This is a genomic window from Pseudidiomarina woesei, from assembly GCF_001418345.1.
GTDB classification, from domain to species: Bacteria; Pseudomonadota; Gammaproteobacteria; order Enterobacterales; family Alteromonadaceae; genus Pseudidiomarina; species Pseudidiomarina woesei.
This window is the reverse complement of record NZ_LIPW01000005.1, coordinates 80,298-92,934: the sequence shown is the minus strand read 5'-3', so window position 1 is coordinate 92,934 and position 12,637 is coordinate 80,298. Positions and strand designations below refer to the sequence as shown.

Here is a 12,637-nt window from a genome sequence, read left to right as displayed (position 1 = left end):
TACGCGGACTTGGACAAAAAGTAATAAAGAAACTCGTTTTTAGAACATAATAATCATTGATAATTTGCCACGAATAAGTACATTGAATGCCATTGGATTTTAGCGAAGCCACGTAGAATAAGGCTTAGCTAAGTTAAGAATTAAAATCCAGGGAATAAAAACACGGCCAGGAGGCCGCCTTTTAACCAAGCACAATAATAAGAACAGAGCTTGAGTTAATGCGCTTTAACTAATAACAATAATAATAAAAAGCTCACGGACGTTATAATTAAAAACATGGAAGATAATGACAACCGTTCTCGAAATCGCACGTGCGCTGTGTGAAAGATTGAGAATAAATCAGGCGATGGAAACATCGCCTTTTTTATTGTCTGCAAGATCAGGTAAACTATGTGCTAGTTTCAAATTCACCTGTTCTGGAAGCACACATGACTCGCGTCAAAAAGACTCGCAAAACTGGCCCACTTGCTGCGGCCAAAAAAACTCAACCTGAATGGGAAAAGCCAAGCCGCGCGAAAGCGCCGGCTAAAGCGCCGCACAAAAATAAGGGGCGTAAACCGGGTAGCCGCTTCAATGTTAGCAATGATCAGCGGCAATCGTCAGGTGCAGCCGGTAGGCAGGCGTCAGAAGACCCACGGTTCGGTAGTAAAAAGCCTATTCAACTTATCCATCCTGACCAGTTAGAAGAAGCGACTAAGCCTGCGTTTGACCGTAAGGCAGCTTTGGCTGAGCTAAATGCCATTGAAAACGATGAGCGCTTGCAGGCGTTGCTTGACCGTGCGGACGAGGGCGATGAACTTTCTGCCAACGAAGCACGTTATGTTGAAGAGCGCACAGAACGCTTTGCACAACTTGCTGACCAATTAGGCATTGAAATTGACGACAGCGATGATGATTTCGATGACCTAGAATTTGACAACGAATTTGAGGGTGACGATGACAGATAGCAGCTTGCCATTGTGGGCTTGGATTGCAGCATTAGTCGGCATTGTAATTATTTGCGCGCTAGCGTTTTACGCGGGGCGCCTGTTAGGGCAGCTAAAACAGCAGAACCAACGCCGCGACGATGCCTTAGCAAAGCGCAACGAAAACCTGCATGAAAGCATAGTGACTATCGCCAAAGCCATGGACCAAGGCCAATGCCCGTTGTCTGAAGGTGCTTTGCGCTTAGTGGTGCTGCTTGACCTGCGCGTTGAGTCCGTTGAGGCTAAATATGCGGCTCGTTATCCGGCGTTGCACGACATGTATGAACGTATTAAACACATGCCTACGCATGAAGCACGCAAGCAATATCCTAAACAAGAAATCCGTAAAATGGATAGTGAACGCGAAGGGTATGAACAAGAACTGGAAGACGTCATTTTGCAAGACGTCCGCCAGCTGCTGAAAGACTTTGGTTAAGTTATTGCTTGTAAACTTTACCGTCTTTGATAACCAAGTTGACGCCGCTGAGCAATTCAATATTGTTTAGCGGGTTACCTTCAACGGCGACGACGTCCGCACGTTTTCCTACTTCAATTGTTCCAATATCGTCCACACCTAATAGTTTCGCCGCTTCCGCTGTTGCACTGCGAATCGCTGTCAAAGGTGGCATGCCAGCTTCTACCATGTAAATAAACTCACGATAGTTTTCACCGTGATCGAAAACCCCGGCGTCGGTGCCAAACGCAATTTTTACCCCAGCTTTGTATGCCTCAGCGAATGTTGACTGAATTTTAGGGCCAATTGCAGCCGCTTTCGGGCGTACAATATCAGGGAAGAAACCATCGATTTTCGCCCGATCGGCCACCGAACGACCTGCAGTGATGGTTGGCACGAAGTACACATTTTTTTTCTTCATCGCTGTCATTACTTCAGCGTCCATATAGGTACCATGCTCGATAGAGTTCACGCCCGCTGCAATTGCGCGCAACATGCCCTCTTTGCCATGCGCATGAACGGTCACCTTCATGCCATAGTCTTTGGCGGTTTGAACAACTGACTCCAGTTCATCTGTCATAAATTGGGGATTCTGCCCACTTTTGGCAACACTCAAAACGCCCCCAGTTACGGTCAGCTTAATAAGGTCTGCACCGTCTTGATAACGGGCGCGAACCGCTTCACGGGCCTCGTAAGGGCCATTTAAAACACCATCTGCAGGGCTTGGGCTTTCATAAAGACCTTTATATGCACCGTTAGTGGGGTCAGCGTGGCCACCGGTTGTCGCTAATGATTTGCCGGCGGTATAAATGCGCGGGCCTACAACTTTGCCGGCATTAACCGCGTTACGAAGCGCGATACTGGCGTTGTATGAGTCGCCTAAATCTCGAACCGTGGTAAAACCGGCCATAAGTGTCTTATTGGCGTAATTAACAGCATCTAAAGTAACGTCAGCAGCGCTGTGGGTGAACTTGTGCATATAGCTACCGGGGCCTAACTGCGACGTTAAATGAGTATGCATGTCTATAAAGCCAGGCATGACAGTACCTTGTCGACGATCGATCACTAAATCGTTCGCTGTCGGTTCCTTGAACCCTTTTTCAATGGCGGTTATTTTCCCGTTATCAATAACAATGGTCATATCCGTTTTCGGATTTGCTTGGGTGCCATCAATAAGTGTACCCGCATAAACCAAGGTATCAGCGTGGCTGACACTGGTAAATCCAAGTGCCACGGTCAAGGTAAGTAAACGTCGCATGGTTAATTCCTTCCTGAGCTATTTGTTATAGTTTATTTAGCTTACACCATAGCGATCGGATCACTATGCGGTCAACGTATATGGTGGCCATTAGGCGCTTTTTCTCGCTTTACTAACGCAGAATAGCGATAAATTGGTATACTAGGCGTCTAAATCAGCCAAAGGTTTCTGCTTTCATGTTTAATCGTATTCGAGAAGATATCAAAAGTGTTTTTGCGCGAGACCCAGCTGCGCGCAATGCCTTTGAGGTATTAACGACTTACCCAGGGCTCCACGCTATTTGGTGGCACCGTGTAGCACATCGCTTGTGGCTTTGGCGTTTGCTTTGGCTAGCGCGGTTTGTATCTACTTTGTCGCGGTGGTTTACAGGTATCGAAATTCACCCAGGAGCACGCATTGGGCGGCGTTTCTTCATTGATCATGGCATGGGTGTTGTTATTGGTGAAACCGCAGAAATTGGTGATGATGTAACTATTTATCATGGGGTTACGCTTGGCGGCACAAGTTGGAATCATGGTAAGCGCCATCCAACGCTAAAAAACGGCGTGGTTATTGGTGCAGGTGCGAAAGTGCTCGGGCCTATTGAAGTAGGAGAGAACGCCCGTATTGGCTCTAATGCAGTGGTGGTAAAAGATGTTCCCGCAGAGGTGACCGTGGTCGGTATTCCAGCGCGTGTAGCCAGTGCAACGAAAAGTAGTAGTGAAGTGCAAAAGCGCCGCGAGCAAATTGCGAAGCAATACGGCTTTGATGCTTATGCTATTTCCGCCGATAACCCTGACCCTGTGGCAACTGCAATTGGTCGTATGCTAGACCATGTTCATGTTCTTGACCAAAAGGTTGCTGACTTATGTTGTGCGGTTAATAAACTGGGGGGCAGCGTTTGTGAGGAGATTCCAGAAGTACAGCTTGACGATATGGACTTTGTGACCGAAGAGCAGAAGGCCGCAGAACTGCGCCAAAAATCAGGCCAAAAGGCAAAGCAAAAGGAAAGCCAGAAATAAAAAAGGCCGCTCAATGAGCGGCCTTTGGGAATTCTTCGCTAGAAGAAACGTAATTACATAGGAACTACGTTAGAAGCCTGTGGGCCTTTAGGACCTTGCTCAATAGTGAACTGAACAGTTTGGCCTTCAGCTAAGGTTTTGAAACCGTCTGATTGGATAGCTGAGAAATGTACGAATACGTCAGCGCCTTGCTCTTGCTCGATGAAACCGAAACCTTTAGCTTCGTTAAAGAATTTTACTTTACCAGTTACTGTAGACATGCTGTGATTCCTCGTAGTGCATGTGAAAATCTAGGGTATTGCTAATAAAAATTACGTGTAGTACTTGGGGACTTACAAAACGAGGTACAGCAATAGACTTCGTAACAGGCCACAATTAGACAGCCGAATTTTTTCTAGCGACCGTCAGTATACGCTGATCTTACTTACTGTCAATTAAAGAATTATTAACGCCCCGACAAGATCTAGCCGCGAATCCAATTCTTGGTAATGTGACGGAACTGGTCTGTGCCTGAACGATGCAGCCATTCATAGGCTGCCATTTCTGACGAAATAATGACCACCCCTTCTTGGCGCATACGCTTTAACGCTGTTTGCTTATCACTGTCGCGGCGTGAGCCTACAGCGTCTTCCACCACGAACACTTGGTAGTCGTCGGCCATTAAATCGAGCGCCGTTTGCAAAATACAAACGTGAGTTTCCATGCCCACCAACACCACTTGTGGGCGCGATATATCACTGAGAGCATTGACAAAATTTGGTTCTTGCATGGCGCTAAAGTGCAATTTTTCAACTACTTGAGCATTTTCAATCACACCCGCTAAGTCATCAACACTAATACCTAAACCCTTTGGATATTGTTCTGTGACTAAAACAGGAACATCCAACTCATTAGCAATTTCCCCAAGCCAGCGCATACGCGCAATCAACAAGTCACGTTGGTGAATAACCGGTGCCAACTTCTCCTGAGCATCGACAATAACGAGAACGCTTTGATCAACTTGCATGAGCATGGGGTTGCTTCCTCTAATTACTTTTGTTTAGTTTGAACGCCAGAGTTTATGACTTGATTATGCCGTAAACATATTGCTATTCCTAATGCTACGCTATAGTTTGAAGACCGTATGTTAAACTTTGGTCCTTATTCTAAGGCTCCCTGTGTCAGAAGGATGCTGGCCATGACCGATAAATCGGCCGATACGTTACTGCAAAATTTCCGCAATAAAGTAACTCGCAACATGGTGTGGGCGGGTGCGGTGACGTTGCTAGGTTTAACCGGGGCGCAACTGTGGCTAAATCATTATTTGCAGGCGGCGGTCATGTTCACCGCGGCCATAGTGTTTGCGGCCATTGCCTACACATTTCGTGCGCAACGTATTCCAAATTACTGGCGGCTACTGTTTATGGTGCTGCTGACCGCTATCTGTGCAATGTCCATTAAACAAAACGGCGTTATTGGCATTTACTGGGCTTACCCATTATTAGTTTCTAGTTTTTTTATGTTTCGTGATGGTTATGCCATAGCCCTAGCCATGACAATTACTGTAGCCATCAGCGCTGCGGCAATTTCGTTTATGGAGCTGGATGATGCGTGGCGTATCACGGCGTCGTTGAGCGTAATTCTAGTTTTGGGCAGTGTTTTTGTGGTGATGCTTGGTCGAATGCAGCGTTTATTGCATCAGCTGGTTATTACCGACACCTTAACGGGGTTGCAAAACCGCCACAGGCTAACCGGGGTACTCAATGAGCTGCTTGCAAGTTTCAAGCGCTACAATAGGTCCGCGAGTTTGCTAATGCTTGACTTAGACCATTTTAAGTTGCTCAACGATAAATACGGGCACCTTTTTGGTGACCAAATGCTAAAACAACTTGCTAAGCGATTAAAACAACGGCTACGCGTGAACGATCAGTTGTTTCGAGTAGGTGGCGAAGAATTTTTAGTGGTATTGCCGGAAACCGATTTGTCAGAAGCCGAAAAGGTTGCACAAAAATTGCTTTCGACGGTGGCGGATGAACCCTTTGACGGTAAAGATGTACAAGTGCATTTAACAGTGAGTATTGGTGTTGCGCAGTTACGGGCTGAGCAGTCTTGGGCTGAGTGGATAAACAGTGCCGATACTGCTTTACTTGAAGCAAAACGCAAAGGCCGCAACCAAGTATGTGTGGCTGAAGGTTACACGGAAATTTAACTATGAACACAGCATCAGCCGCCTACCCCTTAGGCAACCTTAATTTATGGCAGCAATTTCGCCTTGTAGCCATGCGCACAATTTACTTTGGTGTTGGGCTTGTGGTGTTGGTATTGGCTGGCATTTTAGTTGCGCAGTCGCGCTGGCTAGAAGCCGGTGCGTTAACTTGTGTCGCTTTAGCTTTCATTCTTACCGGAGTTATTTATCGCAATGAACTTGCGCCTCAATGGATAAACTTTCTATTTATTTGTGCATTAGGAACCTTAGTCAGCGTGTCGATGACATCAACAGGTATGATGGGGGTTTATTGGATGTACCCAGTGCTGGCGATGGTCTTCTTTATGTTTGATAAGACCATTTTTGTGCTGGTCATTATGCTAATTTACGCGCTTTTTGCGGCCGTAATGTACAATTTTTTACCGTTTGAATACGCTTGGCGTATTGGCCTGTCGATGTTAGTACTAATAGGTGTCGGTGGAGTGTTTTTGATGATGATGAGTTACATGCAGCGCAATATTACCAAGCTGTATGCAACCGACCCGCTTACTGGCTTCTACCGTCGCGACTATGTGAACGACATGCTACAACAATCGTTGCAACAGGCCGAGCGCAGCGTGCAACCGGTGAGCCTTATGATGCTCGATTTAGACTCATTTCGCAGTGTGAACGATAAATTTGGCTACATGTTTGGTGATGAAGTTTTAAAAGAAACTGCGAAACGAATCATGCGTTACTGCCGTCACAATGACATTGCGCTGCGTAGCGGTGGCGCCGAGTTTTTGATTATTTTCCCGAATACCGATATTAAGCAAGCCGCTGTTTTAGCGGGTGAAGTTCTTGATGGTTTGCGTCATGAACCGTTCGCAATTAAAAGCATGATGACAACAGTGACAGCAAGTGCCGGAGTGGCTCAATGGCGTAAAGGCCAAAGCTGGGGTGATTGGTTAGAGCGAGTGGATGCGGCGAAAGACAAAGCAAAAAGCGATGGACGGAATCGATTGAGAATTGCTCAATAAATTTGCACCAAAGGCTTGTCACCGTTACAATTCGCTGCTTTAAAAACACCTAGTCGCTCATGTAATCACTCATGTAGCAAACACGGAGCAAACAATGGCACCTGTTCTTATTCTCATGGGTTCGCAATCCGATTGGCCCGTTATGCAGCAAGCAGCACAAATGCTTAAAGATCTCGGCGTTGAATGGCGCGCAGAGGTTGTGTCTGCTCATCGTACCCCTGATTTATTGAAAACCACCATGGAACAAGCCGAACGTGACGGTGTGCCAGTGGTGATTGCTGGCGCAGGTGGAGCAGCGCATTTACCAGGCATGCTCGCAGCATTTACCGCAATTCCTGTGTTAGGTGTTCCGGTTCCAAGTAAGCAACTCAAAGGGCTTGATAGTTTATTGTCAATTGTACAAATGCCCAAAGGTGTTGCCGTGGGTACATTGGCGGTAGGCCAAGCTGGCGCAGCGAATGCCGGGTTGTTGGCGGCACAAATTATTGGTTCGTTCGATGCTGCTGTTCGTGAACGTGTGCATGCATTTCGTGCGGAGCAACGCGAAAAAGTGATGAATGGCCCCAAGTTGGAGTTACCGGACGCATGAAAATTCTGTTCGTCGGTGATGGGCAACTTGGCCAAATGTTAGGTGCTAGCGGCATTGGACACGGACATGAATGCCTATTATTTAGTACCCGAACTAATACCGTTAAGCCTTTAAGTGCACAGCTCGACTTATCGATGAGTCTAGCTGATGCCATTGCTTGGGCAGACGTGGTGAGTTGGGAGCATGAAGATATTCCGGCGGATATATTAGCCGCCGCACACGACAAATTTTTAATGGACCCAGCTCGCATTAAAAGTCTAACTGACCGTCGAGCCGAGAAAAAACTGTTTGATGACTGTCGGGTTGCAACGTCACCTTGGCAGACATACCGAGACGCCGACGAACTGTTAAAAATACTAAACCAAGCAGAACAACCCCTAGTACTTAAAGCTGCCCGTGGTGGGTATGACGGCAAAGGCCAATGGCGTTTTAAATTAGCAGATAACCCAGCTGAGCTTGCGCAGCAAGCCGGCCAAGCGCCTGGCATTGCTGAACATATGATTCCATTTGAGCGCGAAGTGTCGTTAGTGGGTGCGCGGAGCAAAGACGGTAGCATTTGTTGCTACCCATTAATCACCAACGTGCACGACAAAGGAATTTTGAGTTATAGCTTAGGTGCTATAGACCCAGTTGATGATGCGCTTCAGCAACAAGCGGAAGACGCTTTTCGCCGGTTAACCGATGCACTAAATTACGTTGGCGTTTTGGCGATTGAATTTTTTGTTGTAAGTGATGGCAAGCAAAGCCGTTTATTGGTAAACGAAATAGCACCACGGGTTCATAATTCTGGTCATTGGACTATGACCGGCGCGAACTGCAGTCAATTTGATCTGCACATTCGCGCGTTGACCGGCATGCCATTACCATTATTACGGCTAGAACCAACACTTATGCTCAATGTTATCGGCGCAGACCAAATTCCTGCAGGTTTGTGGCACCACCCAGATACTCAATGCCACTGGTATAACAAAGAGCCGCGGCCCGGTCGCAAAGTCGGCCATGTAAACATTCGCACCGCAAACCGCGACACCGCGATAAAATGGGTAGCGCAATGGGCAGAAAAATTGCAGGTTCTGGCCGACTAGGCCAGAACCTCATGTAGCCATGTATTGATGGCTTGCACCTGCTCAGCGCACACTTGGTGCTGCATGTTGAAGGTTTGGTAGTGTACCGAGTACCCTTTCTGTTGTAGCCAGGTATAAGCTTGCGTGCCTAAGCTTTCTGGTACGACTGGATCTTGTTTGCCGTGTTGTACCAAAATGGGTATCGACTGGTTCGCTGAATTAAGCACAATAGAGTCTTTCGTTGCCAAATAAGTTGATAAAGCCAATAACCCACACAGTGGTTTTGTGTAAGTCAGCGCGGCCTCATAAGCAACAGCTCCACCTTGAGAGAACCCTGCTAAGATAATATTCTCAGCGGCAATACCGCGCTTAATTTCGCGCTCTATTAGCTGATGAACAGCGCTTGCTGAAGCGCGTAGTTGGGTTTCGTCTACTTCTCGGTCAATCGACATATTTAAAATATCGTACCAAGCCGGCATGCGCATACCGCCATTAATAGTGACTGGAATTTGTGGTGCATGAGGGAACACAAAACGTACCGCTGCGGGCGGTGTTAAGTGTGGTACCAGCGGCGCGAAGTCATTGCCGTCGGCGCCCAGCCCATGCAGCCAGATAATGGCATGTGTTGCTGTTTGGTCAGGTTCAATTTCTACACAAGGTAAATACGACATTAATACTCCAATTTAATCGTCTTTATGGTTTCTATTCTTACCTAAGCCGCCACTTATCGTCATTTGCATGGCGTCTGCGGGAGACATATCAAGCGTCTCGACGCTGCTACGCGGTACGATGATCATATAGCCGCCGACGTTGTAGCTCATTGGCAAAAATACCGCAATGTGGTCGTCGTCAAGTAATGCTGATAAACGATCATCTTTTTGTCCTGGCTTTTTCGTGACGATGCCAATAAGTTTCACGTCTGCACCGGGCAGGGAAACGCGTACGACCGACTCATCCGAAAAGCTTTTGCCCGACATTAGGTCAAAAACATCAGTTATGGTGCCATACAAACTACGCAGTAAAGGCATTTTCTCCATGATATTGCCGGGAAACTGCCAAACTTGGTTGATAAAACGCCAGCGGGCACTGAACCCCACAACCATGGCAATGACAATGAAGCTCAAAAAGGCAAGCCCCGGGAAATAATACTTATCGCCCAAAATAGATTCCCAAATGGGGCGAAGCCAAGTTTCAATAGTCACTAAAAACCAGTGAACCAACGCAATGGTCACCACAATTGGTAGTAGAATCGTTAAGCCTTTCAGTAGATACTGTATGACACGTTTCATGGTAATAGTCTCAAGCTGTTAGTATGTATAGCTTAACGTTTTTTGGGGTGGATTATGAAGTTATTTGGTAGTTACACGTCACCTTATGTGCGCCATTGTCGGATTGTTTTGGCCCAGTTGCATCAAGACTTTCAGTTTATTCCAACCGACTACACGCAAAGTGCCCAACAATCTCCGACCAAGCGAGTTCCTTTTTTGCAAGATGGTGAGGTGATGCTGTACGATTCAGCATCAATTATTCGTTACGCGCGTGAACAAGCTCAGCAAACAAGCGAGCAGAGCGTCGAAGACTTTGATCTGTTTTGTATGGTCAACACGGCACTGGATGCCACAGTAAACGTATTTTTGCTTGAACGAGACGGCATTACCGGAGAGCACAGTCAATATATTGTGCGCCAACACGAGCGAGTAACAGCGATTTTGCGCGAACTTAATCAACGCCAATGGCCACTTGAAGGGCCTTACACCGATGGTCAGTTACGACTTGCTTGTTTTTTAAGTTGGGCGCAGTTTCGTGAGCGCATTCACGTTGCTGACTATGCTCAATTACAACAATTTTTGCGTGCGTTAAACAGCCAACCTTGGTTTGCGAATACGCACCCAGCATTAAGTTAAAAATAACCATTAAGGGGAGTTAACCAGCATGAAATATTTTGTCGCGGCGGCAAGCGTTGCTTTGTTAAGCGCTTGTTCACCACAAAAAGACACCCATACGGAGACGGCGGTGGACGCTAAAATAACCTACCCGATGACGGTGCGCGGAAATGTGACTGATGAGTATTTTGGCAACGTTGTTGCTGACCCTTATCGTTGGCTTGAAGATGACCGTTCAGCAGAAACAGAGGCTTGGGTAAAAGCACAAAACGAAGTGACCTTTGAGTACCTAGAGCAGATTCCTTATCGCGACCAAATTAAAGAGCGATTAACCGAATTATGGAACTACGAGAAAGTTGGCGCACCGTTTAAAGAAGGTAAATACACGTACTTTTATAAAAACGATGGCTTGCAAAATCAGTACGTGGTTTATCGTACTGACGAACAGGGCAACACCGAGGTGTTTTTAGACCCGAATACCTTTAGTGAAGACGGTACCACCTCGCTGGCGACACTGAGCTTCTCGAAAGACGGTTCGCTGGCCGCTTATGCCATTTCTGAAGGTGGTAGTGACTGGCGCAAAATTATTGTCATTGACGTTGAAACCAAAGAACAACTTGAACCAACCTTGGTTGACGTTAAATTCAGTGGTATTTCATGGTATGGCAATGAAGGCTTCTATTACTCAAGCTACGACAAGCCTGAGGGCAGTGAGCTGTCGGCCAAAACCGATCAACACAAGCTTTATTACCATAAACTAGGCACCTCACAAGCCGATGATGCGGTTGTGTTTGGCGGTACCGAAGCCGAAAAGCATCGTTACGTGGGTGGCCAAGTCACCGAAGACGACCGTTATTTAGTGATTACCGCAGCGGTTTCTACGTCTGGCAACAAACTGTTTTTGAAAGATCTAAGCAAGCCGGACAGTGATTTAGTCACTGTCCTTGATCACACCGACTCTGACACCTATGTGATTGATAACCGGGGCAGCAAGCTGTTCATGGTCACCGACTTAGACGCGCCCAACAAACGCGTGGTCACGGTGGATGCAAGTAACCCGCAAGTAGAAAACTGGCAAGACCTTATTCCAGAAACCGAAAATGTATTAAGCCCAGCAACGGGCGCTGGCTATATTTTTGCAGAATACATGGTTGATGCCATTGCGCAGGTTAAGCAATACACCTATGACGGCGAGTTGGTTCGCGACGTTGAGCTACCTGGCGTAGGCAGCATTGGTGGCTTTAGCGGCAAGAAAGACGAAGAAGTGCTTTACTACACCTTCACCAACTACAGCACGCCGGGCACTATTTATGCCTTTGATGCTGATGCCGGTGAGTCATCCGTGTATGCCGAGTCAAAAGCCGAATTTGACAGCTCAGCTTATGAGTCTAAGCAGGTTTTCTATAGCTCAAAAGACGGCACCAAAGTACCCATGATCATTACCTATAAAAAAGGTATTGAGCTTGACGGTACTAACCCGACAATCTTGTACGGCTATGGCGGCTTTAATGTCAGCTTAACCCCTTCATTTAGCATGACTAATGCTATGTGGCTTGAACTGGGCGGTGTTTATGCGGTTGCTAACCTACGCGGTGGCGGTGAGTATGGCAAGAAGTGGCACGACGCCGGTACGCAAATGAAGAAGCAAAATGTATTTGATGATTTCATTGCAGCCGCTGAATACCTGATTGCCGAAAACTACACATCTAGTGAGAAGCTTGCTGTACGTGGCGGTTCTAATGGTGGCTTGCTGGTCGGTGCGGTTATGACACAGCGCCCAGACTTAATGCAAGTTGCGTTACCAGCTGTGGGTGTACTTGATATGCTGCGCTACCATACCTTTACTGCTGGCGCTGGTTGGGCATATGACTACGGCACCGCAGAAGACAGCGAAGCAATGTTCGAATACTTGTATGGCTACTCACCGGTGCATAACGTGAAGCAAGGTACACACTACCCAGCAACCCTAATCACCACGGGCGACCACGATGACCGTGTTGTTCCTGCGCACTCATTTAAGTTTGCAGCAGAGTTGCAAGCCAAAGATGCTGGAGCGAATCCGCAGCTCATTCGTATTGAGACCAATGCTGGTCATGGTGCCGGTACACCGGTTTCGAAAACCATTGAGCAGTATGCTGATATCTACGGTTTCACCTTGTGGAACATGGGTATTAAGAAAATTTAAGCTTGCTAGATTCAACCAAAAGAAAAGCCCCGAA

At 47.0% G+C, this 12,637-nt stretch carries 14 protein-coding genes; 9 read left to right on the top strand and 5 right to left on the bottom strand.

Annotated elements, in window-relative coordinates; translation table 11 throughout:
- Window positions 1–428 precede the first annotated feature (428 nt).
- Window positions 429–947, top strand: a complete 519-nt coding sequence (yihI, locus tag ASC40_RS08910) for a Der GTPase-activating protein YihI (RefSeq protein ID WP_055439455.1) — start codon at window positions 429–431, stop codon at window positions 945–947.
- The gene (locus tag ASC40_RS08905; RefSeq protein ID WP_055439454.1) at window positions 937–1,401 is read left to right on the top strand and encodes a DUF2489 domain-containing protein; all 465 of its coding nucleotides are present in this window, start codon (window positions 937–939) and stop codon (window positions 1,399–1,401) included. The genes yihI and ASC40_RS08905 overlap by 11 nt, the downstream gene beginning before the upstream one ends.
- A gap of 1 nt (window position 1,402) precedes the next feature.
- Here the strand turns inward: ASC40_RS08905 and ASC40_RS08900 are convergent, their stop codons facing one another.
- The gene (locus ASC40_RS08900) at window positions 1,403–2,677 is read right to left on the bottom strand and encodes a metal-dependent hydrolase family protein (RefSeq protein WP_055439453.1); all 1,275 of its coding nucleotides are present in this window, start codon (window positions 2,675–2,677) and stop codon (window positions 1,403–1,405) included.
- A 176-nt stretch (window positions 2,678–2,853) separates the two neighbouring features.
- On the opposite strand from ASC40_RS08900, the gene cysE reads away from it, so the two are divergent.
- Window positions 2,854–3,678: a serine O-acetyltransferase gene (cysE, locus tag ASC40_RS08895; RefSeq protein ID WP_055439452.1), complete on the top strand. Its 825-nt coding sequence runs from the start codon at window positions 2,854–2,856 to the stop codon at window positions 3,676–3,678.
- A gap of 53 nt (window positions 3,679–3,731) precedes the next feature.
- On the opposite strand, the gene ASC40_RS08890 is transcribed toward cysE, so the two are convergent.
- Both ASC40_RS08890 and ASC40_RS08885 read right to left on the bottom strand, forming a co-directional pair.
- Window positions 3,732–3,938: a cold-shock protein gene (locus ASC40_RS08890; protein WP_055439451.1), complete on the bottom strand. Its 207-nt coding sequence runs from the start codon at window positions 3,936–3,938 to the stop codon at window positions 3,732–3,734.
- Between the two features lie 203 nt (window positions 3,939–4,141).
- Window positions 4,142–4,690: a hydrolase gene (locus tag ASC40_RS08885; protein ID WP_055439450.1), complete on the bottom strand. Its 549-nt coding sequence runs from the start codon at window positions 4,688–4,690 to the stop codon at window positions 4,142–4,144.
- A 165-nt stretch (window positions 4,691–4,855) separates the two neighbouring features.
- Between ASC40_RS08885 and ASC40_RS08880 the strand changes: the two genes are divergently transcribed.
- The 4 genes from ASC40_RS08880 (at window position 4,856) to ASC40_RS08865 (ending at window position 8,556) form a co-directional block, all read left to right on the top strand.
- Complete coding sequence (locus ASC40_RS08880; RefSeq protein ID WP_055439449.1) at window positions 4,856–5,866, top strand: GGDEF domain-containing protein; 1,011 nt, start codon at window positions 4,856–4,858, stop codon at window positions 5,864–5,866.
- A gap of 2 nt (window positions 5,867–5,868) precedes the next feature.
- Window positions 5,869–6,882 (top strand): GGDEF domain-containing protein, encoded by a 1,014-nt coding sequence (locus ASC40_RS08875; RefSeq protein WP_055439448.1) that lies wholly within the window; start codon window positions 5,869–5,871, stop codon window positions 6,880–6,882.
- A gap of 94 nt (window positions 6,883–6,976) precedes the next feature.
- On the top strand, window positions 6,977–7,471 hold the full coding sequence (purE, locus tag ASC40_RS08870) for a 5-(carboxyamino)imidazole ribonucleotide mutase (RefSeq protein WP_055439447.1): 495 nt from the start codon (window positions 6,977–6,979) through the stop codon (window positions 7,469–7,471).
- Window positions 7,468–8,556, top strand: a complete 1,089-nt coding sequence (locus ASC40_RS08865; protein ID WP_055439446.1) for a 5-(carboxyamino)imidazole ribonucleotide synthase — start codon at window positions 7,468–7,470, stop codon at window positions 8,554–8,556. The genes purE and ASC40_RS08865 overlap by 4 nt, the downstream gene beginning before the upstream one ends.
- Here the strand turns inward: ASC40_RS08865 and ASC40_RS08860 are convergent.
- On the bottom strand, window positions 8,553–9,206 hold the full coding sequence (locus ASC40_RS08860) for an alpha/beta hydrolase (RefSeq protein ID WP_055439445.1): 654 nt from the start codon (window positions 9,204–9,206) through the stop codon (window positions 8,553–8,555). The genes ASC40_RS08865 and ASC40_RS08860 overlap by 4 nt on opposite strands.
- Before the next feature lie 12 nt (window positions 9,207–9,218).
- Window positions 9,219–9,824, bottom strand: coding sequence for a DUF502 domain-containing protein (locus tag ASC40_RS08855; protein WP_055439444.1), 606 nt, complete (start codon window positions 9,822–9,824; stop codon window positions 9,219–9,221).
- 54 nt (window positions 9,825–9,878) lie between these two features.
- On the opposite strand from ASC40_RS08855, the gene ASC40_RS08850 reads away from it, so the two are divergent.
- Both ASC40_RS08850 and ASC40_RS08845 read left to right on the top strand, forming a co-directional pair.
- Window positions 9,879–10,439, top strand: a complete 561-nt coding sequence (locus tag ASC40_RS08850) for a glutathione S-transferase family protein (protein WP_055439443.1) — start codon at window positions 9,879–9,881, stop codon at window positions 10,437–10,439.
- Window positions 10,440–10,467: 28 nt separating this feature from the next.
- Window positions 10,468–12,603: a prolyl oligopeptidase family serine peptidase gene (locus ASC40_RS08845; RefSeq protein ID WP_055439442.1), complete on the top strand. Its 2,136-nt coding sequence runs from the start codon at window positions 10,468–10,470 to the stop codon at window positions 12,601–12,603.
- The last annotated feature ends 34 nt before the right edge of the window (window positions 12,604–12,637 follow it).

Coding starts and splice junctions, on each gene's coding strand:
- ASC40_RS08905 (WP_055439454.1), top strand. CDS start 937: ATGACAGATAGCAGCTTGCCATTGTGGGCTTGGATTGCAGCATTAGTC.
- ASC40_RS08900 (WP_055439453.1), bottom strand. CDS start 2,677: ATGCGACGTTTACTTACCTTGACCGTGGCACTTGGATTTACCAGTGTC.
- ASC40_RS08890 (WP_055439451.1), bottom strand. CDS start 3,938: ATGTCTACAGTAACTGGTAAAGTAAAATTCTTTAACGAAGCTAAAGGT.
- ASC40_RS08880 (WP_055439449.1), top strand. CDS start 4,856: ATGACCGATAAATCGGCCGATACGTTACTGCAAAATTTCCGCAATAAA.
- ASC40_RS08865 (WP_055439446.1), top strand. CDS start 7,468: ATGAAAATTCTGTTCGTCGGTGATGGGCAACTTGGCCAAATGTTAGGT.
- ASC40_RS08850 (WP_055439443.1), top strand. CDS start 9,879: ATGAAGTTATTTGGTAGTTACACGTCACCTTATGTGCGCCATTGTCGG.
- ASC40_RS08855 (WP_055439444.1), bottom strand. CDS start 9,824: ATGAAACGTGTCATACAGTATCTACTGAAAGGCTTAACGATTCTACTA.
- ASC40_RS08885 (WP_055439450.1), bottom strand. CDS start 4,690: ATGCTCATGCAAGTTGATCAAAGCGTTCTCGTTATTGTCGATGCTCAG.
- yihI (WP_055439455.1), top strand. CDS start 429: ATGACTCGCGTCAAAAAGACTCGCAAAACTGGCCCACTTGCTGCGGCC.
- ASC40_RS08845 (WP_055439442.1), top strand. CDS start 10,468: ATGAAATATTTTGTCGCGGCGGCAAGCGTTGCTTTGTTAAGCGCTTGT.
- ASC40_RS08875 (WP_055439448.1), top strand. CDS start 5,869: ATGAACACAGCATCAGCCGCCTACCCCTTAGGCAACCTTAATTTATGG.
- purE (WP_055439447.1), top strand. CDS start 6,977: ATGGCACCTGTTCTTATTCTCATGGGTTCGCAATCCGATTGGCCCGTT.
- ASC40_RS08860 (WP_055439445.1), bottom strand. CDS start 9,206: ATGTCGTATTTACCTTGTGTAGAAATTGAACCTGACCAAACAGCAACA.
- cysE (WP_055439452.1), top strand. CDS start 2,854: ATGTTTAATCGTATTCGAGAAGATATCAAAAGTGTTTTTGCGCGAGAC.